Origin of the sequence: Aquiflexum balticum DSM 16537 (assembly GCF_900176595.1) — a bacterium.
GTDB classification, from domain to species: Bacteria; Bacteroidota; Bacteroidia; order Cytophagales; family Cyclobacteriaceae; genus Aquiflexum; species Aquiflexum balticum.
Map to the genome: position 1 here is coordinate 343,789 of NZ_LT838813.1, position 19,383 is coordinate 363,171.

Sequence of the window (19,383 nt, forward strand, 5' to 3'; positions counted from 1 at the left end):
TTATTAAATAATCGATAAGAAAAATGGCCATTTAAATAATCTTAACTAAACTAATAAATAAATAAACGAATACCAAATTTTTAGTTTATATCTATAACAAATTGGTTAAATAAGTTTATCCTAGCATTCAAATTGTAAGAGGGGTATTAGTCAGAGAGATTTATCATTCGAAATCCGAAAATTGCTATAGTTCACTTAGTATATTGATAAAAAGTTTTATAAAGTAAAATATTACCTTACCTTTGCAACCCTGAAAGGAGGTGTATACATATGATCATAGTCAACGTAAAAGAAAACGAATCAATTGAAAAAGCGCTAAAGCGTTTCAAAAAGAAATTTGACAAGACTGGTGCTGTAAGGGAACTTAGGGCACGTCAGCACTTTGTAAAACCTTCTGTCAAGAGAAGAGAAGAAGTAATCAAAGCAGCTTACAAACAAAGAATGCAAACCGAAGAAATGAAGTAATTGTTTGCTATCTTTTTGAGATACACACATCAATCAGCGCATCTACCGAAAGTGGATGCGCTTTTTTGTTGACTTATATCTCGGCAGGCTTCTTCGAAATCAGTTTTAAGAACTTTTACAATCCCCAATCATGTTCAACTTCATCTAAAATTTCAAAGTAGCAGAGACCTCAGGTTTGCTTCGATTTCAAATTGAATTAAATAATTTTTCAACCTTATTTCCATTTCTATCTATCATATTTCTAATTAAATCACTAACTTCATTTTCGATCGTTTGACCCCCCGATGCTGGATTCCTTTATCAATTATTTAGAGTACGAAAAAAGAGCAAGCCGCCATACCGTATTGGCTTACCGCAAAGATTTGGATCAGTTCAGTGAATTTTATCAATTGTCCTTTGAAAAGGAAGATATCAGTAATGCGGAACATCCCGAAATAAGGGCCTGGATTGTTGATTTGGTAGAACAAAATTTGAGCCCTACATCCATCAACAGGAAAATCGCGACACTAAGATCTTTTTACAAATTTCTGATGCGGTCGGGAGTAATCACCAAGGATCCGACTTACAAACTCAGAGCCTTGAAATCTCCAAAAAGACTTCCTGAATTTGTACAGGAAGAAGCCATGGACAAGATCTTGGATGAATTGGAATACGAGCCCTCCTTTGATGGACAAAGAGACCGGATGGTGATGGAATTCTTGTATCTCACGGGAGTCCGGCTTTCGGAATTGTTGGAGTTAAAATGGAGGGATATTGACCTTCAATCCGATGCGGTAAAAGTATTCGGAAAAAGGAAAAAGGAGAGAATGATCCCACTTACAAACAGGCTTAAAAAAAATATAATTTCGTACAAAAAAGTATTTGAGGAAACATTTCCTTTTGTAGACCAGAGTGACTATTTTATCGTTATAAACAACAAAGAGCAGGCTTACCCTATGAAGATTTATCGTATCGTAAAACATTATTTAAACCTTTTTGCTCAGACTACCAAGAGAAGCCCGCACCTCTTGAGACACACATTCGCAACACATCTTCTAAACAAAGGAGCGGACCTCAATGCCGTAAAAGATCTTTTGGGTCATGCCAATCTGGCTGCTACCCAAGTTTACACCCACAATTCCATGGAAAAACTCAAGGCTGTGTTTGAACAGGCACATCCTAAAGCTTAATATAAGTTTAACTTTAAACCAATAATGTTATGAGACTTCAAATGCATTCCATCCATTTCGATGCTGATCAAAAGCTTATCGATTTTATTCAAAAAAAAGCAGATAAGCTTGATACCTACTTTGATCGAATTATAGACGGAGAAGTTTTTATGAGGCTGGACAAGCATGAAAAAAACGAAAACAAGATCGTTGAAATAAAAATGAATGTACCGGGCAAAACACTTTTCGCCAAACACCAAAGTGACTCTTTTGAAGGGGCTGCAGATGAAGCTGTAGAAGCACTGAGAAGGCAGATCAAAAAATTCAAAGAGAAAGTTGTTCTAGCCAAGCAATAGTTGGGAGACCGAAGACCGAAGACGGAAGACCGAAGAAGGTTTAAATCGATAATTTACTCAGCATTAATAAAAAAAATGCCTTCTTACGGAAAACTAAGAGAATCACGAATATCCAAACAATTTCCCATTGGGGCTTTCACACGTTGAAAGCCCTTTTTTTGTGAACCGCACCAGAATCTTGTTTCTCACCTCTCGCTTCATATTTTTTGGTTCTTGACTCTCGGATCTCGCATCTCGCCTCTCGCTTCTTGGGTCTTGTCTCTTGTCTCTTGGTTCTTGGTTCTTGGTTCTTGACTCTCACCTGCCCCTTTTTCCTTTTGGATCTATCCTAACTCTTTGTCACAACCTGATTCTTCTGGTCACTTTTTAGGTTAAATTCTACAAGTGGATTGTTCAGTTCGACCCTTTCAGGGTCGTAATTGAATCCGGATCTCCTTCATTTATTCCCCAGGTTTCACCTGGGGCTTAAGTTTGGCTAATTTCTGGTATAGAACAAGCTTGACAGTGAATGAATAGGGTTATTTTTGGCACTTCGCTGTTTATTTTCCATTGCGACGAAGTCGGTGAAATTGATTTTGACAGAATCAGTCCAGTTTATGGCCCTGAACTGGTTTATAATGTCCTGGGTCGTTGTTCTGCGGTTTTTCTTTTTGCTGTACCACTTGGGCCTTGGCAGTTCTGTGATTTTGGCTTTTGATGCCGAGACCAGCAACATTGAGTAAACGGCGGTGACGAACTGAGGTACCTTGCTGCAGGGTATTTCTTTTCTTACCTGTGCCTGCCCACATCCCATCAATGTTTTCTGGTCCCTAAAATTCACTTCTATACCCCATCGCCACAGATATGCCTGCAGCAGTTTTTCAAGCGGGAGTTCTGTGGATGTACAGATCAGGTATGCGGGATCCCTGTAAAGCAGTTTTGATTTTTTTGTGAGCCTGTATCCGACAGGTCTTATGACCACCAGCCTCAGATTCATCGGCCCTGATTTTTCCCATCTCACCTTCTCTACCGTCTTGATATTGAAAGTATGTATTTTTCCTGCCGCCCATGCTTTGACTTCCTTCCAGCCGTATTCATCGGACTGACGGATCTGTTCCGGGGTGGGCAGCTCATCTCCGTAGACACGCTTTCTGCCCTTGCTGTTTTCAGGGGAAACATCGGGCAGCCCATAAAGCTTGCAGTCTTTGCGGACCCTTCCGATCAGGATGACATTATCAACAAGTTTTTTGAGAACAGTCTCATTGGTATAGCTGCCGTCCACGCTCACCACCAGACTTTTTCCTCTGTGCCCGTCCGAATCAAGCCCCTTTCTGAGGGCAGAGATCCTTTGGGATCCTATCAGGCTCAGTTTGGTCTTTTTTTGTGTTTCTCTGTAAAGGTCATGATCTTCCCGGGGACTGTCCTTTTTGGGTTTACGGGCAGTGGGGCAGTGTTGAAGATCAACAGGAACGGTCGTGGCCTGTACTTTGTCCATTCCGGAACACAGAGAAAGGGACATCTGTATAAAACGCTGGCCCCATACAAAGTTGGTATGAAAAGGCGGGCCCAGCGGATCCCTCATCCATTTGGCCCCCTCCACTTTTTTACCTGTTTTTCTCAGAAGTGTATCGTCCATATGGGCATAGATCTCCCCTTCGTCCGCCGAAACAGCATCCGCTACGGACTTCCTGATGACTGAAAACAGCGCATCGGTATTCATCCTGTCCCCCTGAAAAAGGCGGTATGCCGCCGACCAGTCTTTGAAATGCTGTCCGGTGGCCGTTATCATACCCGTTACGGTACTCCTGCCGACACAGCCCAAAAGACCTTCTGCAAGTACGGAAGCCCTTTTCCAGGTCCGGATCTGCTTAAAGGCCAATTTACAGTCCGAGAACAGGGATCCGAAGATATCTTTCAGGTTTTCGGGGGAAGTTTTTTTTTAAGGCCTTCGGTTGCCTTTTCACTTCGCTGAAGAACAAGTCTCTGATGGTCATCAATGATCCACTCCACAACTTCCCCCTGCTGGAATTCAATGGCCTGTGCCACTGCGGCAGGAAAGTTGACGTACCATTGTTCACTTTTGGCTCTTTTTATGAGCTGGATTTTAGTCGGATATCCCATATCTAGTCATATAACTAGATATAAAAATCAATAAAAAAGGCCACAATTCCAAATTGCGGCCCTTTTTTATTTTATGTCTAGTTAATAGCCAAAGTCGAGCCCCAGGTTTCACCTGGGGCTATTCACAGTTCAACCCTTTCAGGGTTGTTTTTTTTCATCTCTTGTTTCCAGTTTCTTGGCTCCCCGATACTCGGGCAAGCTTTGAATCTCTACCTCTCGGATCTCGGTTCTCGCATCTCGCATCTCGCCTCTCGCTTCTTGGCTCTTGTCTCCCCGATACTCGGGGCAGGCTTTGGTTCTAATCTCTCGCTTCTCCCAACTAAAAAACCAAATTATACAAAACCCCAGCTACAACCCCAACAGCAATAATTAAAGGGGATGAAAGCTTAGTGAACTGTAATAGCAGGAATGTTCCGATGATTGCCAATATATTGAAGGCATTTGCCTCCAAGGGCTCAAAAAGCAAAAAAGCAGCAGCAATCAACATCCCGCAACTCACTGCATTGATTCCTTCCAAGGCTGCCCGGACCGGACGGTATTTTTTGAGCTGATCCCAAAACCTGATTACAAAAAATATCAAAAAGGTACCGGGAAGAAAAATCCCGGCTGCTGCTACAAAGCCACCTGTCAACAATCCTACAATACCAAATTCTCTCATCGACAGGGCGCCTACATAGGAACTGAAGCTGAATGTAGGCCCGGGCATTCCCTGCGCAATGGCATAACCTGTCAAAAACTCCTCTGAAGTCAAAAACTTCTTGAATTCCACGAATTCAGTAAATAAATAAGGGATCAAAATCTGCCCGCCCCCGAAAATCAAACTCCCGTTCCGATAGAAATTTTCAAAAAGTAAAATTGATTGGTTTTTGGTGATAGCTCCCAAAGTGGCTGCAAAAACCAAAATACCTCCCCACAGATAGAAATTTGCCCACGAAATCACCAGACTTTTATCTCCTTCAAGTTTGGGCTGATTCCTGTATTTCAAAGAGGTAGTAACTCCGCCGGCAATCAACATCAGCGGAAAAATAAAAGGAGAATTATAAAAGAAAGAAATAAATGTGGAAAACATCATCAAAATTGAGGCTTCGGTAGTTTTTACCATTTTGAAAATAGTAGTCCTTGCCGCATAAATGATAAAGCCAATGGCCATCGGTTGAATAAATTTCGCAAAACTCAGCGCTCCAGGGGTATTTTCCTGAAGAAAAACAATCAGGAAAGCTGCCCCTATCATCATAATGGTAGCAGGAAGGATCCAAACCAAAAGAGATAGGTAGGCCAGGTTTGGCCCACCTATTCTATATCCTATGGCTGAAATGGTCTGCGTAGAGGTCGGTCCGGGAAGAATCAGACAAAGGGCATTGAGTTCCCATAATTCCCCTTCCTTAATATAGCCACGTTTTTTTACCATAAGGTCCAATACCATCGCAAGAAAAACCTGAGGCCCGCCGAAAGCGGTCAAGGATAACCACAATACGTCTTTCAAATAGAGATAATATCTGACTCTTCTTACTGACACGGCCTATTTTTTTAAGCCAAGTTCTCTCAGACGTTCATCCAAAAACTCCCCTGCAGTGGCATCTTCAAATTGTTTGGGATGTTGCTCGTCCACGCAGCTTTCCAAACAGGTAAGGTCCATGTCTGATCTGGGATGCATAAAAAATGGAATGGAATACCTGCTTGTATGCATTTTTTCTCTTGGTGGATTTACCACCCTGTGAATAGTGGATTTTAGTTTCTTGTTTGTCAGCCTTTCCAACATATCCCCAACATTGACTACCAACTGATCGGGCAAAGCTGTAATCGGAATCCATTTCCCGTCCTTTCTCAAAACCTGAAGTCCATCTGCACTGGCACCCATCAACAAAGTAATCAGGTTGATATCTCCATGTTCTGCTGCTCGAACCGCATCCGCCGGGACAGCATCAGGATTCTCAATGGGGAAATAATGGATCTGTCTCAAAATGGAATTGCCATGTTCGACTTTATCTTCAAAATAATTTTCCTCCAATCCAAGGTAAATCGCAATAGCCTTCAACATATTTTTACCGGCACTTTCAAGAGTCCGGTAGGTTTCCAAAGCGATTTTTTCAAATTCCGGAAGCTCAGTCGGCCAAATGTTTGCCGAATACTCGGATTTGATGGGATCGGAGTCGGGTATGGCAGAAAGTTCCTGGCCTACATGGTAAAATTCTTTCAAATCGCCGGTATTCCTACCTTTCGCATGCTCTTTACCTTTTCCGGTATAACCCCTTTGATAGCCTATTTCCGGTTTTTCATATTTGGCTTTCACTTCATCCGGAAGACTGAAAAAATTCTTGATTGCAGCATAGAGCTTATCCTGTAAATCCTGACTCAGTCCATGGTTTTTTATAGCCACAAAACCAATGTTATTGTATGCTTCTCCCAGTTTTTTGACGAATTCCCTTTTTTTCTCAGGATTGCCTCCTGTAAAATCAGCCAGATCCAAAGAAGGAATTTGATCATATAGTATGTCAGCCATATTGTTAGATTTGATTTTATTTGATTAATTTAAATCAAATTTAAATAATTTAGCCTTCGCACCTCTATTACTATGAAAAAAACACTTCTTATTCCTTTCATTATTTTTGTGATTATGTCCGTTTCCTGTTCTGGGTCTAGGGACAAAAAGGAAGAAGTCAAATATTCCCCCACCCCTGTTGATTCTCTGGTTAATGAAAACAATGAAATCAGCTTTTATTATTTTGAAGAACAAAAAGACTTCCCCGATGCCATCATCGAAATGTATTCCCCTTTAAACGGCGAAAGTTTCAAACCAGGAAAAATACCTTTTGAATTCAATATCAAAAACTATCCTTTTGGAGAAGGATTGACCGGAGTTCAGTTGAATATCATCCTTAATTCGGGCGATCCCATAGGTTATAATTCTCCGATATTTCAAAGAGAACTTAATGAAGGAACTTATAGGGTTGTTGCCTATTTGCTGGACAACCAAGGACTTGCTTTGAAAGAATTTGGGAATTATGTGGACAGAGATTTTTTGGTGGGGGATAGCAGGCCATTTCCCTATTCAGCAGAACCCTATCTTGCGGTGAATCTCCCTTTCAATGGACAGACCTTTCCGGAAAATACCGAAATTACTGTTGATTTTTTAGTTATCGGAGGTGATTTGGAATTGGATGGCCTTAAAGTCCAATTAAGTATTGATGGATTTTCCTATGAAATAAACAAATTGAATCCAATCAGGATATCCCATCTTCCAAAAGGAGAACATCTAATACAGCTAAAACTTTTAAAGAATAACGGTGCTGAACTTGACGGACCTTTTTCAAGCATCCAAAAAACAGTAATTGTTCAATAGAACCCTATAGGAAGTCACAAAATCCTTATTAAAATCAGGTCTTTCTCAACTCAATCGGTGAACATCCTTATCTTTGCAAATCGATTTAGACTTTAGAAATTTATACATATGTTACTTGTCAATAACATCAGGGACAACTTTGAATCTGTATTGCAGGGATTGCAGAAACGCAATTTTGCAAATGCAGAAACTATCTTACATCAAGTATTGGAAATAGACAAAAACCGGAAAGAAACCCAAGCCCAAAGGGACAATCTTCAGGCAGAATCAAACACAATTTCCAGACAGATTGGAACCCTGATGAAAGAAGGAAAAAAAGAGGAGGCCGAAAAAGCAAAGTCCAGAACTTCTGAAATCAAGGAACAGATAAAATCTCTCGAGACAGCCTATACCAATCTTGAGGAAGAATTAAAGCAACTGTTATTTACCGTTCCTAATGTTCCTCATATTTCTGTGCCAAAAGGAAAATCAGCAGAGGACAATGAGGTGGTATTGGAACATGGCAAAATCCCAACTTTGCCCGAAAACAAATTACCCCATTGGGACCTGATCAGGAAATATGACATCATTGATTTTGATTTGGGTGTCAAAATAGCTGGTGCAGGATTTCCAGTGTACAAAGGAAAAGGTGCAAGATTACAAAGAGCTTTGATAAATTTCTTTTTGGACGAGGCTTTGAAGTCCGGTTATATGGAAGTTCAACCTCCCATTTTGGTCAATGAGGATTCGGGCTACGGCACCGGACAACTTCCTGACAAAGAAGGTCAGATGTATGAAGCGACAGTTGACAAACTTTTTCTTATTCCCACAGCGGAAGTTCCCATTACCAATATGTACAGGGATGTGATTTTAGAGGAACAGGATCTCCCCATCAAAAATGTAGGATATACGCCATGCTTTAGAAGAGAGGCCGGAAGTTGGGGTGCGCATGTCAGAGGACTGAACAGATTGCATCAGTTTGATAAAGTGGAAATTGTACATATTTCACATCCTGAGCAATCTTACATTGCTTTGGAGGAAATGAGCAAATATGTCCAAAACCTGCTTCAACAATTAGAACTCCCTTACCGCGTCTTGAGGCTTTGCGGTGGAGATATGGGTTTCACCTCAGCCTTGACTTATGATATGGAAGTTTTCTCTGCTGCGCAGGAAAGATGGTTGGAAGTCAGTTCAGTTTCCAATTTTGAGACCTATCAGGCCAACAGACTCAAATTGCGTTTCAGAGGAGAAGACAGGAAAACCCAACTGGCCCATACCCTCAATGGCAGTGCTTTGGCCTTGCCAAGAATCGTAGCTTCCATTTTGGAAAATAACCAAACGGAAGATGGTATCAGGATGCCTAAAGTATTGGTGCCTTATTTAGGTTTTGATAAGATTTAAAAAATAAATGAAAACATATAAAATTTTAGCAATGGCAATTGGAAGTTCACTAGTCCTTTCATGCCAACAAGAGCAAAAATTTCCAACAATAGAAGTGGAATATCCTGACAATACAAAAATCGATCATATAGATACCTATTGGGGCGAAACAGTCTCCGATCCGTACAGATGGATGGAAGATGATTATGCAGAAGAAACCAAGGCTTGGGTTACGGCACAAAATGAAGTTACATTTGGCTATTTGGAGCAAATCCCATTCAGAGAAGCAATAAGAAAAAGACTGGAAGAAGTCTGGAATTATGAAAAATTATCTGCTCCGACAACATACGGGGATTACCATTATTATTACAAAAATGATGGTCTTCAAAACCAGTCAATCTTATACAGGAAATCTGGTCCTGATGGTGAAGAAGAGTTGTTTTTAGACCCAAATAAACTCTCAGCAGACGGAACGACTTCCCTGGGAGGCTCTGCATTTACAAAAGGCGGGGAATTATTTGCCTATGCTGTGTCTGTTGCCGGTTCGGATTGGAGGGATATCTACGTCATGGATCCCAATAGCAAGGAATTATTAGATGATAAGATTGAAGATGCCAAATTTACAGGCATAGCCTGGAAAGGAACAGAGGGCTTTTATTACAGTACCTATGACAAACCTGATGGATCAAAATTATCTGCCCTGACCAATAACCATAAATTGTATTTCCATAAACTGGGAACAAAGCAATCAGAGGATGTATTGGTTTTTGGTGATGATGCAAACCCGAGAAGATATGTTGGTGCCTTAGTTACCGAAGACGGGAAGTATTTGGTGATTTCCGCAGCCAACAGCACTACCGGAAATGAATTGTATATTCAGGACCTGACCAAAATTTTCTCACCGGTCATTCCTATGGTTTCCGATATGGAAAATACCCATTATGTAGTAGACCATCAGGACGGAGAATTGTTCATTTTCACTAACCTGAATGCACCAAATAATAAATTGGTGAAAACCAGAATAGATGCTTTGGCCCCACAGCATTGGAAAGACGTCATCCCTGAAACTGAAAATGTTATGGATATCTCCAAAGGTAATGGGAAATTTTTCGCTACCTATCTTAAAGATGCGGTGACAGAAGTTCATCAATATGATTATACCGGAAAGCAGGAAAGAATAGTAGAACTTCCTGGCATAGGTACGGCAGGGGGATTTTCTGCGAAAAAAGAAGAATCAGAACTCTATTATACATTCACTTCCTACATTACTCCCGGCACAATTTACAGATATGATATTGCCACAGGGAAAAGCGAAATGTATAACAAACCTCAGGTAAAGTTTGATCCCGAGCTTTTTGAAAGCAAGCAGGTATTCTATACCTCCAAAGACGGAACTAAAATACCCATGATCATTACCCATAAAAAGGGGTTGAACTTGAATGGAAAAAATCCAACCATACTCTTTGGTTATGGCGGATTCGGGGTAAGTCTTACTCCGGCATTTAGCATATCCGCCACTGTTTGGTTGGAAAATGGTGGAGTGTATGCCGTCCCAAATATCAGGGGTGGTGGAGAATATGGTGAAAACTGGCATTTGGCAGGCACAAAGATGAAAAAACAGAACGTCTTTGATGATTTTATTGCAGCGGGCGAATACCTTATCCAAGAAGGTTACACCTCTTCTGATTTCCTTGCCCTTAGGGGCGGAAGCAACGGGGGGCTTTTGGTGGGTGCAGTGATGACCCAAAGGCCTGACCTTGCAAAGGTGGCTTTCCCTGCTGTTGGGGTATTGGACATGCTGAGGTATCATCAATTTACTGCTGGTGCGGGGTGGGCTTATGATTATGGAACTGCCGACGATAGCGAAGAAATGTACAGGTACCTTAAAGGATATTCTCCTTTACACAATTTAAAACCAGCTGCTTATCCTGCCACCTTAGTGACCACAGCTGACCATGACGACAGGGTCGTTCCTGCACATTCCTTCAAATTTGCAGCAACGCTGCAGGATGCACAACAGGGAGATAATCCAGTCCTGATCCGCATTGAAACCAATGCCGGACATGGTGCCGGAAAACCAACTGCGATGCAGATTTCCGAAATCGCAGATATTTATGCCTTTGGTCTTTATAATATGGGAATTGAATTCCCTAGAAAATAGATGAAAAAACTCTTTCTCTTAGTCTTTTTACTTGCCTCTAGTGGAACTATATTTTCCCAAACTCAGGAGGAGGAAAAAAAAGCCATCACGCGCACCATACAACTTTATTTTGATGGCATGATGGAAAGGGATCGAACGAAACTTGATGCAGCTTTTGATCCCTCAGCTAGACTCATCGGATATCGCGGTGAAAATTTTACAGTAACACCCTATGAACAATGGGCTTCTGGAACGGCAAAAGGTGAAAAAAGAGATCCCGGTAAATTTGAGAATAAGCTTTTGGATATTGACATCAAAGGCTATACAGCTTTAGCCAAAACCGAACTTTTTTGGCCGGGGATTTACTATTATGATTACCTTACGCTGATCAAAATTGACGGTCAGTGGAAAATAGTCCATAAGACCTGGTATGAGGAAAAGAGATAAAAACGAACCCTCCGAAATTCAAGTTTTCGGAGGGTTTTGTTTTGAGATTGGTTTATTCGAAATGATTATTTCAATTTCCCTTCAGTATCTGTGAAATTTCCTTTGATAATCACATTTTGACCTTTTTGAACATTCCCAAAAATGGTCACTTTGTTTCCTTCACCAACAAATTCCAATGTCGCACCCGAATTCAGGTTCAAATTTCCGTAAATGACCAAATCACCAAATACTTTCATTGTAGCATTGCTGTTGATGGTGAGTGTACGGTTTTTGTTGAATTGCCCAAAAACCATTGCACCATTCATCATAAACACTCCCCCACTGTTCAAGTTCAGGCTATTTTCTATGGCCAATGAACCACAGAAAGTGAATTGACCTCCTATGTTTACATTTTTAAATACATTGGATCCTGCATAACCAACTTTTTCATTGGAGTTAATATTCAAATTGGAACTTCCTGAATATAAACCGAAGCCTTCACAACTTATCCCTCCATTCAATGCTATTTCATCTTTTTCATAAAGATTCAAAATCTGAAGTCCTTTACGACCCGATGCTACAAAAATGTAGTCTTTATATGCTTTTATAAAATTCGAAGAACCGGATATCCCTAAAACTCCGATCTCTTCCAAAATATCATTTTCCAATATCTGGGAAACTGAAACTCCTGCACCACCATTTGCCATATATACTTTACCATCATCATAAGAAACTGCATTGGTCACGACATCTCCCTCCTCAACTCCCAGAGGTTTGATCAGGATGGGAAGTCGCTGCAACAAAACACCTGAAGGAATTGAATAAATTCCTGCCCCATTTCTGCCTTCTGATACCAATAACAAGCCTGGAGCCATATCCAAGGTTCTTTTTGATTCTGCAATATCCTTTTCATTCTGAATAGTGAGGATTGTTTCGAGGTTTGATGGCTTTAATAATTTGATTCCTTCAGTACCGCTCAAGGCTGCAAGTACTTCATTCCCATATTTGACTGCTCTCAAATCAGTCATTGGAAATTTATTGTGCATCTCGCCTTTAGGGTTGAAAAGACCCACCAACCCATTACTTCCGCTTGCAACTGCGATATCCTCTGAAGTAGTACAAACATCTACCGTGGCAAATCCTTCAATATCAAATTTGGAAAATTCAGAAATAAACTTCCCATTGCTGACATTAACCATAACCAATTGGGCAGCGGTGTTTATTTTGGGTTCCTGATCGATGTCAAAGGCAGCAGCAGCATACAAAACGCCGTTTTTATAACTCAAGGAATTAATATCTCCATTTTTAAAGATAGCCTGACTCACAATTTTGGGATGTAATGGATCGGAAATATCAAATATTTCAATTGCTCCCAAAAACACAGGACCTGCGGTATTGTAACTTACATACGCATAGTTTCCGAAAATATCCACATGGGTTGCGGTCAGTTCCCTGTCCCCAATCACAGGTGGATTCACTTGCGAAACCATCACTATGGGGACTTTTCCGGCAGGAATATCTTCCTCCGAAATTCTCCCGTTCAACATATCTGCTCCAAAGATTTCAATTACACCTGATCCTTCTAAAGTGATCCTTTTGTTTAAAGTTTCGCCATCCGTATTTATCTCGATGTTCGGATCAGAAACAGGATTTTTTTCATCAGGCACACAGGCCAAAGCTGTGGCAGTAAATAATAAATTAAAGATGATCTTGCGCATTATTTTATATTTGAAATGTTTCGTTTAAAGAAAATTATCTATGTTTTTTGTTTTTTTATCTTTGTTGTCAGGAGATTCTTTCAATCAGTTTTAATCAATTTTTTTATCAGGGATTTTTCATTTTGTTGGACATAAACCAAATAAAACCCTGGTTTTATGTCTGAAACATTTAAGGATACTTTGTTTTCATTGATTACGGTCTGGGCTGGAAATATTTTCGAACCTTTGCTATCAATAATAAACACCTGCATTTTTTCTATATCTTTTGACTGAATAAAGAACTCCTCCCTTACTGGATTAGGATATAAGTGAATTTCCCAATCTGAGATAAAATCCACTCTGATCACGCTGGTGAAATCTTCTTTACCGTCAAAATCAACTTGCATTAATCTATAATAATTTGGTCCTATCAATGGATTAATATCACTGAATTGATAGTGGACAGGGCTTTCACTATCTCCTTTTCCTTTTACTTGTCCTATGTCCACCCAAGATCTGGCATCTTTTGAACGCTGAATGGCAAATTTTTCATTATTTTTTTCCTGAGCTGTCCCCCATTCCAAGTTGATTCTGTTTTCCATTGTCCTCCCATGGAAGTAAATCCACTGAACAGGCAAAATTCGAAATGTTTCACTGACCTCTGTATTGTAAGAACCTGCCCATGTATTGATAGTAATGTTATTACTGAATCCATTATCTCCTGTAGCCCACCAAATATGGTTAGGACCAGGAATACCTGTTGTATTAACCATTACAGATTGAGGACTGTCATTTGGTGTAAGGCCTGTTCTTGGTATCAAAGAATCGTCCCAAAATATATTGTTATTGGCCATAGCGCCAGGTCTGATGTTGGTTACTGTCATTCCTAGACTTTGCTCCAAATCAAATATTGGGAAATGAACCGGAAAAAAAACAACGGTAGCAATTACCTCAACATCCGTATCAGGAGGAACAACTATTCCTTGCGCATCCTCCCCATTCCAATAGATCTGATAAGTACCCGGTGCCTGATATTCTTCAGAAATCAATAAATCTATCCCATCATCATAGATTTGATTACCATTCAAATCAATTAAAATATCAACAGTCGCAGGAAGGCTGATTGTAAGGTCCACTGTGGCCTCTCCGCCGTAATCGGGTGCAGATTTCTCTTGATAATTAACCTTCAAATTTGCCACAGGCGATGCGGTTGTCTTCCAAATTGTCGGATCAGGATCGTTTATAAACAATGGGTATTGAAAATTAGATGAAATTCCCTCTATCGATCTTCTGTTTTCAGCAAAGGAAAGATCGTTTCTAGGCCCATCTTTGTTTGCAAAAAAATTGGTCCAGCCACCACTTGAACCTGCAAAATTGATGTATTTTACAAAATAGTCGTCCCCCGTTCCAGAAAAAGAATTATCTACTGGAACGAAAAACCCAAAATTATCATGAAATGAAAAATTATCAGGTGCACCTTTTGTTAATGTTAGACTAGTCATTGAAGGGTTTTGTCTTGAATTGGCAATGCTCCAAAACCTGGAATAAACCCTTCCTGTAATTTCAGAATAGCCACTAGAGGAGACTGAAGCAACCGTAATATCCCAAAAATTGATGTTGAATCCACCTGAAATATGATTGTTCGAGGTATTTGAGATTTCAACCCAAAATGCCCTATCGGCTCCTGTATTATTTACAAATGAATATGCAGAATATCCGGTGCCTGTTATTTGTGAAGGACCATTCCGTGTTGCTATTGCTGAACCGGGCCTACCCTGAGCAGCACCATTACTATGTGCATCATAATCCTGAGATACAATTCTGGTCCGGGCAGCACCACTTGTCCCAATCGGGAAAAACTCTGAACTATTTGCATCGTAATACCATCTGACCCTGATATTTCCTGTTGTCCCATGTCTGCGAAATCCCCAAAATACAGTTTCCCCGGCCTTAGCAAATACGTACAATCTATGGCCACCATTATACCCTGAGATTCCAGATGGCAATAACATATATCCCCTATTGGAAAAACCTCCAGCTCCGGAATTACCAGGATACCATAGCCAACTTTGGCGGTTTTCCTCTATTCCCCAATTTGATGAGCCTTCCGAAAAACCCGAAAAGGAGGAAATTAATGAAATCAGCAATAAAATAATTTGCCTGAAATCGATTGATTTCAAATGCAGCAAGCTTAAAATTTTTCTAAAAACCAAAAACATGTTAAAAGCAATAGGTTGGGTGATAATTCATCATTTAGACAGAGAGTTGCCTAAAAAAGTTTTGTGAATAAAATACTTAAAAAATTATTAACCAAACTATTAGTTTACAAAACAGAATTCAGAATATGAAATTCATTTTTTCACCTAAAAAATCAGTGTTTCGAAAATCAATTTAAAAAGTATATTAATTTTCAGTTAATCATTTTAAAACCTTGATATGCTCCACTTTTTGTCCCCAACGGATTTCTATCACAAACAACCCTTTTGGCATCTTAGGTACCTTTGAGGCTAGAATTTCGTTCATTTCATTTTCATTGGAAACAGTTATAGATTCTGTGATAGCGGTCGGATGGATTAATCTAAAAGTTATTGGTTCATTCTTGTATTGTTGGGGATCCAATAAGTTAATATGCAGAACATTTCCATCTGTAGGATTAGGGTACGCACGCCATACACCTGGGGTAAATTCCATTCCTGGAATTCCAACAGATAGAGTTTTGGAATAGTCATATCCTCCATCCATATTTACTTGTTTCAGCCTATACAGAATATTTCCACCTGTAAGAGGTAATTGCCTGTCCTCAAATGCATATTTCACTTCACTATCACTCCAACCGAAAGATTTTACCTCACCGATTTTCTCAAATTGAATCCCTTGTATAGCCCTTTCGATTTCAAAGTGGGAAGACTCCCACTCTTTGGTCGTGGTCCAGTTAAATTCAATTGTTCTATTTGGGCTAATGAAAATAAGGGACATCTCTCCAAACAAAACTGGAAGAGGAACAACATTAAGTGGAAAATCATAGGTTATACAGACTCCTGTAGTTTGATTAACCATGGTAAGTGTATATAAACCTCCATCCAAACCAGTCAGATTTCTTGGGTCTGCTGGATTTAAAATATTCCCATCCTCATCCGTCCAAAAATATAAATATTCATCCCCAATTGGATCGATTGAATCAATTACTATTGAACCATTCGGAACAGAACTAATATTCGGATCACTATCCGTAGTGGTAGATTCAATATTGAATAATGCTGGAACAATTATACTTGATGAAATAGTAAATGAATTATCTGAAGAATCTTTATTAATTAATAAACCAGGTATTATCACATCAAGAGGATTTAAATTAGATAAGGTATATGAAAAACCACCATTCAACTCGGTTATAATATCACCATTAACATCAAAACTCCAATCGATTACAGCAGGCCTAGCTCCACCAGCTAATGTGGTTACAAAAAATGTGATATCTATACTATTATCATTTTCTTCTACGCAATCTATTACATAATCAAAATCATAAATAAAACCATCAACGCCAACCGGTATGATTATAAGAGGGGGATTACTACATAGACCCGGAGCATAACCATCGCATTGGCCATTCGGGTTTAAATTATCATTTGCTGTCCAAAACGCTCGAGCATTAAAAAGTTCTAAAACTTGATTACTACAATTGAAGGTATCAGAGCCAAGGTCTATTTGGATTGTGACTGTATTTTGTTGACCAGGACCGGTACTCACCACAGATCCAACAAAATATTCAATATTTAAACTATCAACTCTAGTACCAGAAGCATTATTAATGAATAAATCAAATAACAACTTTACATTATCAAGGTCTTGGCGAGATGTATAGTTTAAAGTAATCCAGAATTCCGAAACAGCCCCTGAACTATTGCACTCTTGAGCAGTCGATCGAACACCTAAGGAATCGCTTAAATATGCCTCTTGGATTACAAAATTATCCCTTTGATTTTTTACTGGTTTACACTCTTCACAATCATTTTGCCCAGAACTTTTCAAGGCCACTCCAAATAGTAGCAAATGGAATAAAAATATGAATTTAAAAAATTTCATAACTAATAAGATAATCTTACATCAAGAATTTTGAAATACAAATATATTATTTTGTCGTTCATTAAACAAGGATAAAGCTAAACAAATTTACTAAAATGTATTTCAAATACTTTATATTGTTTTTCAATAATAAAATATGAAGATTTATGGATCGCTTTTCAATGAGCCATTTCCACTTAAGTTTAAAAAAGGGACCACTTTAAAAAAAAGACCAAAATAATCCAAAATAGTGGTTCTATATTGGATTATTTTGGGATTAAAAAAAATTAGGGTAATGAGAAAAGTTTAAAGGTATACGTAAAGTGAACAATAGAATAAAGAATAAGTGCTTGCAAAAAGAAAGAGTAAAACAATGCTTACTTCTTCAACAATTTAAAGTGTTCCACTTTCTGACCCCACTGGATTTCGATCATTAACACACCATTGGGAATTCTGTTGATCAAATTGCCCAACACCTCATTTAACTCACTTTCGGATTTTGCCTGGACCTGATAGGTCATAGCAGTGGAAGAAATGATTCTCACTCCAATCAATTCCCCATTGTACCCTTTGAAATCAGCAAGCTTAATATTTAACCTGTCACCTCCAACCAATGGATTGGGATATACTTTCCAAATATTACCTGTAGTCAAACTACCGGCTATACGGACTGAGAATACTTTCCCTGTGGTGACCTTGCCATTGAAATCATATTGCTTGATTCTATAATAAACAATTGATTCTGTAAAAGGAAGAGCCATGTCAATATATTCATATCCAGTCATAGTATCTTTAAAACCCATCCCTTCAACAGTACCGATTGCCCTGAAGTCATTGATATTGTCTACAGATCTTTCAATTTCAAAATGACTATTTCCCATTTCCTTAAAGGTAGCCCAGGAAATTTTAGCAGTTCTGGACTCGTTTAAATATTCGGCATCACATTCAGATATCTCAACAGGTAATATTCTGGCATCCATAACAAACAAATCTACTCTACATCTCCCTGTGGAATTATCAATGGTGGTCAATTTATAGGTTGTTCCGCCTACCAATGAATCTATGGTAGCTTCTTCAGAATAGAATGTAGGATCGTCCAAGGAAGTCCAAAAGTGAAAATAATCTCCTTCCACAAATTCAATTTCTATAAGTCCGGAAGCCAGGTCTTGCCCTGAATTTTCATCAATGGTTGATTCAATTACTCTTTCACTTAAAATAACATTCTCAGTTGTTAAAGCATTGGGAACTGTCGTGTTAATGGTTCCTGGATTTCCAACCAAGCCCTGCTGACTTATTGTCAAAGTAGCATTGAAACTACTTCCTACAGCTCTGTTCCAAACTGTTGGATTAAATTCTGATGAACTTAATGATGTGCCGTCAGAAAAAGTAAAATTCCAGTTTGCATTATAATCTAGGGTAGGATTACCGCCAAAAAGAGAAGTAATTATAAAAGAAACATTAGTTTGATCTAAATCACCTTCAAAACACTCAAAGATAGGTTCAAAAGTATAAGACAATACGCCAACTTCAATCGGGATAGAGCTTCTGTTATTTAAACATTGAGCTGCAGGATAACTCTGACAGGTGTAGCTGTCTTCCAAGTCTTTTGCAGCACTAGTAGTCCAGGAGACCAAGGGCTGGGAAAGTTCATAAAATTCATTTTGGCACTCAATTCCAATATTTGGAATAGGAATGGTGATAATACAAGAACCGGAATTACAAGGGTTGATAGAACCCACATATTCGTTGATATAAAAAGAATCGAGAGGATCTCCATTTGGATTATTTCTGTCTTTCTTTACGATATCGGCAATTATCCTAAAGTTATGTATCCCACTTCTTGAATTTGAGGTATACAACAATGAAATATAATAAGGCCCGCTATCTTCACAGATATTATTGGGATTTCCCGCAGCGTCACTGAAAAACACATTCAAAATGGAATAGTTTTGTGCATTCCCCTTACAGATGGTGCAAGAACCATCTCTTAAGTCAGGCTTGTTAGGATCTTGCGCATTGCTATTGTAGCTAAGCACAAGAAATAGGGCGAAAAGAACTGTTTTTAAAAATCTCATGGGGTGATTGATTTTTTGTAGAGTCTATTTTGTCTTTCAAATGTAATTATTTGCATTTAATAAAAAAACAAAAAATCAATCTTTTTACATTTTTTTATATATGAAATACTTTTTAATTGATTTGAAGTGCATATTTTTTGTTCAAAAATATTCTGAAATTCGAACTTTTATGGTCTTTTTTATAAAATTTTAAATTATCAAATAATTGATTT

General features: G+C 39.0%; 15 protein-coding genes. 7 read left to right on the top strand and 8 right to left on the bottom strand.

Annotated features, from left to right (window positions below):
• The first annotated feature begins 270 nt into the window (after positions 1–270).
• The 3 genes from rpsU to hpf all read left to right on the top strand — a co-directional run bounded on the left by rpsU (position 271) and on the right by hpf (position 1,969).
• Positions 271–465, top strand: a complete 195-nt coding sequence (rpsU, locus tag B9A52_RS01605) for a 30S ribosomal protein S21 (protein ID WP_084118651.1) — start codon at positions 271–273, stop codon at positions 463–465.
• Positions 466–749: 284 nt separating this feature from the next.
• A complete protein-coding gene (locus B9A52_RS01610) occupies positions 750–1,634 on the top strand; it encodes a tyrosine-type recombinase/integrase (RefSeq protein WP_084118652.1) in 885 nt (294 codons plus the stop codon).
• Between the two features lie 29 nt (positions 1,635–1,663).
• Positions 1,664–1,969 carry a ribosome hibernation-promoting factor, HPF/YfiA family gene (gene hpf, locus B9A52_RS01615; RefSeq protein ID WP_084118653.1) on the top strand — a complete coding sequence of 102 codons (306 nt, stop codon included), beginning with the start codon at positions 1,664–1,666 and terminating at the stop codon, positions 1,967–1,969.
• A gap of 475 nt (positions 1,970–2,444) precedes the next feature.
• Here hpf and B9A52_RS01620 read toward each other — a convergent pair whose 3' ends face one another.
• From B9A52_RS01620 to B9A52_RS01635, 4 genes are all read right to left on the bottom strand, one after another.
• Positions 2,445–3,866 (bottom strand): IS701 family transposase, encoded by a 1,422-nt coding sequence (locus B9A52_RS01620; protein ID WP_449371669.1) that lies wholly within the window; start codon positions 3,864–3,866, stop codon positions 2,445–2,447.
• Complete coding sequence (locus B9A52_RS01625; protein WP_084118654.1) at positions 3,863–4,069, bottom strand: hypothetical protein; 207 nt, start codon at positions 4,067–4,069, stop codon at positions 3,863–3,865. Before B9A52_RS01625 ends, B9A52_RS01620 begins: the two co-directional genes overlap by 4 nt.
• 319 nt (positions 4,070–4,388) lie before the next feature.
• The gene (chrA, locus tag B9A52_RS01630) at positions 4,389–5,585 is read right to left on the bottom strand and encodes a chromate efflux transporter (protein WP_084118655.1); all 1,197 of its coding nucleotides are present in this window, start codon (positions 5,583–5,585) and stop codon (positions 4,389–4,391) included.
• Positions 5,586–5,588: 3 nt separating this feature from the next.
• Positions 5,589–6,569: an isopenicillin N synthase family dioxygenase gene (locus B9A52_RS01635; RefSeq protein WP_084118656.1), complete on the bottom strand. Its 981-nt coding sequence runs from the start codon at positions 6,567–6,569 to the stop codon at positions 5,589–5,591.
• A 72-nt stretch (positions 6,570–6,641) separates the two neighbouring features.
• On the opposite strand from B9A52_RS01635, the gene B9A52_RS01640 reads away from it, so the two are divergent.
• The 4 genes from B9A52_RS01640 to B9A52_RS01655 all read left to right on the top strand — a co-directional run bounded on the left by B9A52_RS01640 (position 6,642) and on the right by B9A52_RS01655 (position 11,355).
• Positions 6,642–7,409 carry a hypothetical protein gene (locus tag B9A52_RS01640; RefSeq protein ID WP_084118657.1) on the top strand — a complete coding sequence of 256 codons (768 nt, stop codon included), beginning with the start codon at positions 6,642–6,644 and terminating at the stop codon, positions 7,407–7,409.
• A 108-nt stretch (positions 7,410–7,517) separates the two neighbouring features.
• Positions 7,518–8,789, top strand: coding sequence for a serine--tRNA ligase (gene serS, locus B9A52_RS01645; RefSeq protein ID WP_084118658.1), 1,272 nt, complete (start codon positions 7,518–7,520; stop codon positions 8,787–8,789).
• Between the two features lie 7 nt (positions 8,790–8,796).
• Positions 8,797–10,929: a prolyl oligopeptidase family serine peptidase gene (locus B9A52_RS01650; protein WP_084118659.1), complete on the top strand. Its 2,133-nt coding sequence runs from the start codon at positions 8,797–8,799 to the stop codon at positions 10,927–10,929.
• A complete protein-coding gene (locus tag B9A52_RS01655) occupies positions 10,930–11,355 on the top strand; it encodes a nuclear transport factor 2 family protein (RefSeq protein ID WP_084118660.1) in 426 nt (141 codons plus the stop codon).
• A gap of 65 nt (positions 11,356–11,420) precedes the next feature.
• On the opposite strand, the gene B9A52_RS01660 is transcribed toward B9A52_RS01655, so the two are convergent.
• The 4 genes from B9A52_RS01660 to B9A52_RS01675 form a co-directional block, all read right to left on the bottom strand.
• Positions 11,421–13,052, bottom strand: a complete 1,632-nt coding sequence (locus B9A52_RS01660) for an LVIVD repeat-containing protein (RefSeq protein WP_084118661.1) — start codon at positions 13,050–13,052, stop codon at positions 11,421–11,423.
• A gap of 80 nt (positions 13,053–13,132) precedes the next feature.
• A complete protein-coding gene (locus B9A52_RS01665; RefSeq protein WP_172805153.1) occupies positions 13,133–15,211 on the bottom strand; it encodes a T9SS type A sorting domain-containing protein in 2,079 nt (692 codons plus the stop codon).
• Between the two features lie 238 nt (positions 15,212–15,449).
• On the bottom strand, positions 15,450–17,117 hold the full coding sequence (locus B9A52_RS01670; RefSeq protein WP_084118663.1) for a hypothetical protein: 1,668 nt from the start codon (positions 17,115–17,117) through the stop codon (positions 15,450–15,452).
• A 356-nt stretch (positions 17,118–17,473) separates the two neighbouring features.
• Positions 17,474–19,171 (bottom strand): hypothetical protein, encoded by a 1,698-nt coding sequence (locus tag B9A52_RS01675; RefSeq protein WP_084118664.1) that lies wholly within the window; start codon positions 19,169–19,171, stop codon positions 17,474–17,476.
• Positions 19,172–19,383: the final 212 nt, after the last annotated feature.

What these genes read in the sequence shown, in the direction of transcription:
- rpsU (WP_084118651.1), top strand. Translation starts at nt 271, where the DNA reads ATGATCATAGTCAACGTAAAAGAAAACGAATCAATTGAAAAAGCGCTA.
- B9A52_RS01610 (WP_084118652.1), top strand. Translation starts at nt 750, where the DNA reads ATGCTGGATTCCTTTATCAATTATTTAGAGTACGAAAAAAGAGCAAGC.
- hpf (WP_084118653.1), top strand. Translation starts at nt 1,664, where the DNA reads ATGAGACTTCAAATGCATTCCATCCATTTCGATGCTGATCAAAAGCTT.
- B9A52_RS01625 (WP_084118654.1), bottom strand. Translation starts at nt 4,069, where the DNA reads ATGGGATATCCGACTAAAATCCAGCTCATAAAAAGAGCCAAAAGTGAA.
- B9A52_RS01635 (WP_084118656.1), bottom strand. Translation starts at nt 6,569, where the DNA reads ATGGCTGACATACTATATGATCAAATTCCTTCTTTGGATCTGGCTGAT.
- B9A52_RS01640 (WP_084118657.1), top strand. Translation starts at nt 6,642, where the DNA reads ATGAAAAAAACACTTCTTATTCCTTTCATTATTTTTGTGATTATGTCC.
- serS (WP_084118658.1), top strand. Translation starts at nt 7,518, where the DNA reads ATGTTACTTGTCAATAACATCAGGGACAACTTTGAATCTGTATTGCAG.
- B9A52_RS01650 (WP_084118659.1), top strand. Translation starts at nt 8,797, where the DNA reads ATGAAAACATATAAAATTTTAGCAATGGCAATTGGAAGTTCACTAGTC.
- B9A52_RS01655 (WP_084118660.1), top strand. Translation starts at nt 10,930, where the DNA reads ATGAAAAAACTCTTTCTCTTAGTCTTTTTACTTGCCTCTAGTGGAACT.
- B9A52_RS01660 (WP_084118661.1), bottom strand. Translation starts at nt 13,052, where the DNA reads ATGCGCAAGATCATCTTTAATTTATTATTTACTGCCACAGCTTTGGCC.
- B9A52_RS01670 (WP_084118663.1), bottom strand. Translation starts at nt 17,117, where the DNA reads ATGAAATTTTTTAAATTCATATTTTTATTCCATTTGCTACTATTTGGA.
- B9A52_RS01675 (WP_084118664.1), bottom strand. Translation starts at nt 19,171, where the DNA reads ATGAGATTTTTAAAAACAGTTCTTTTCGCCCTATTTCTTGTGCTTAGC.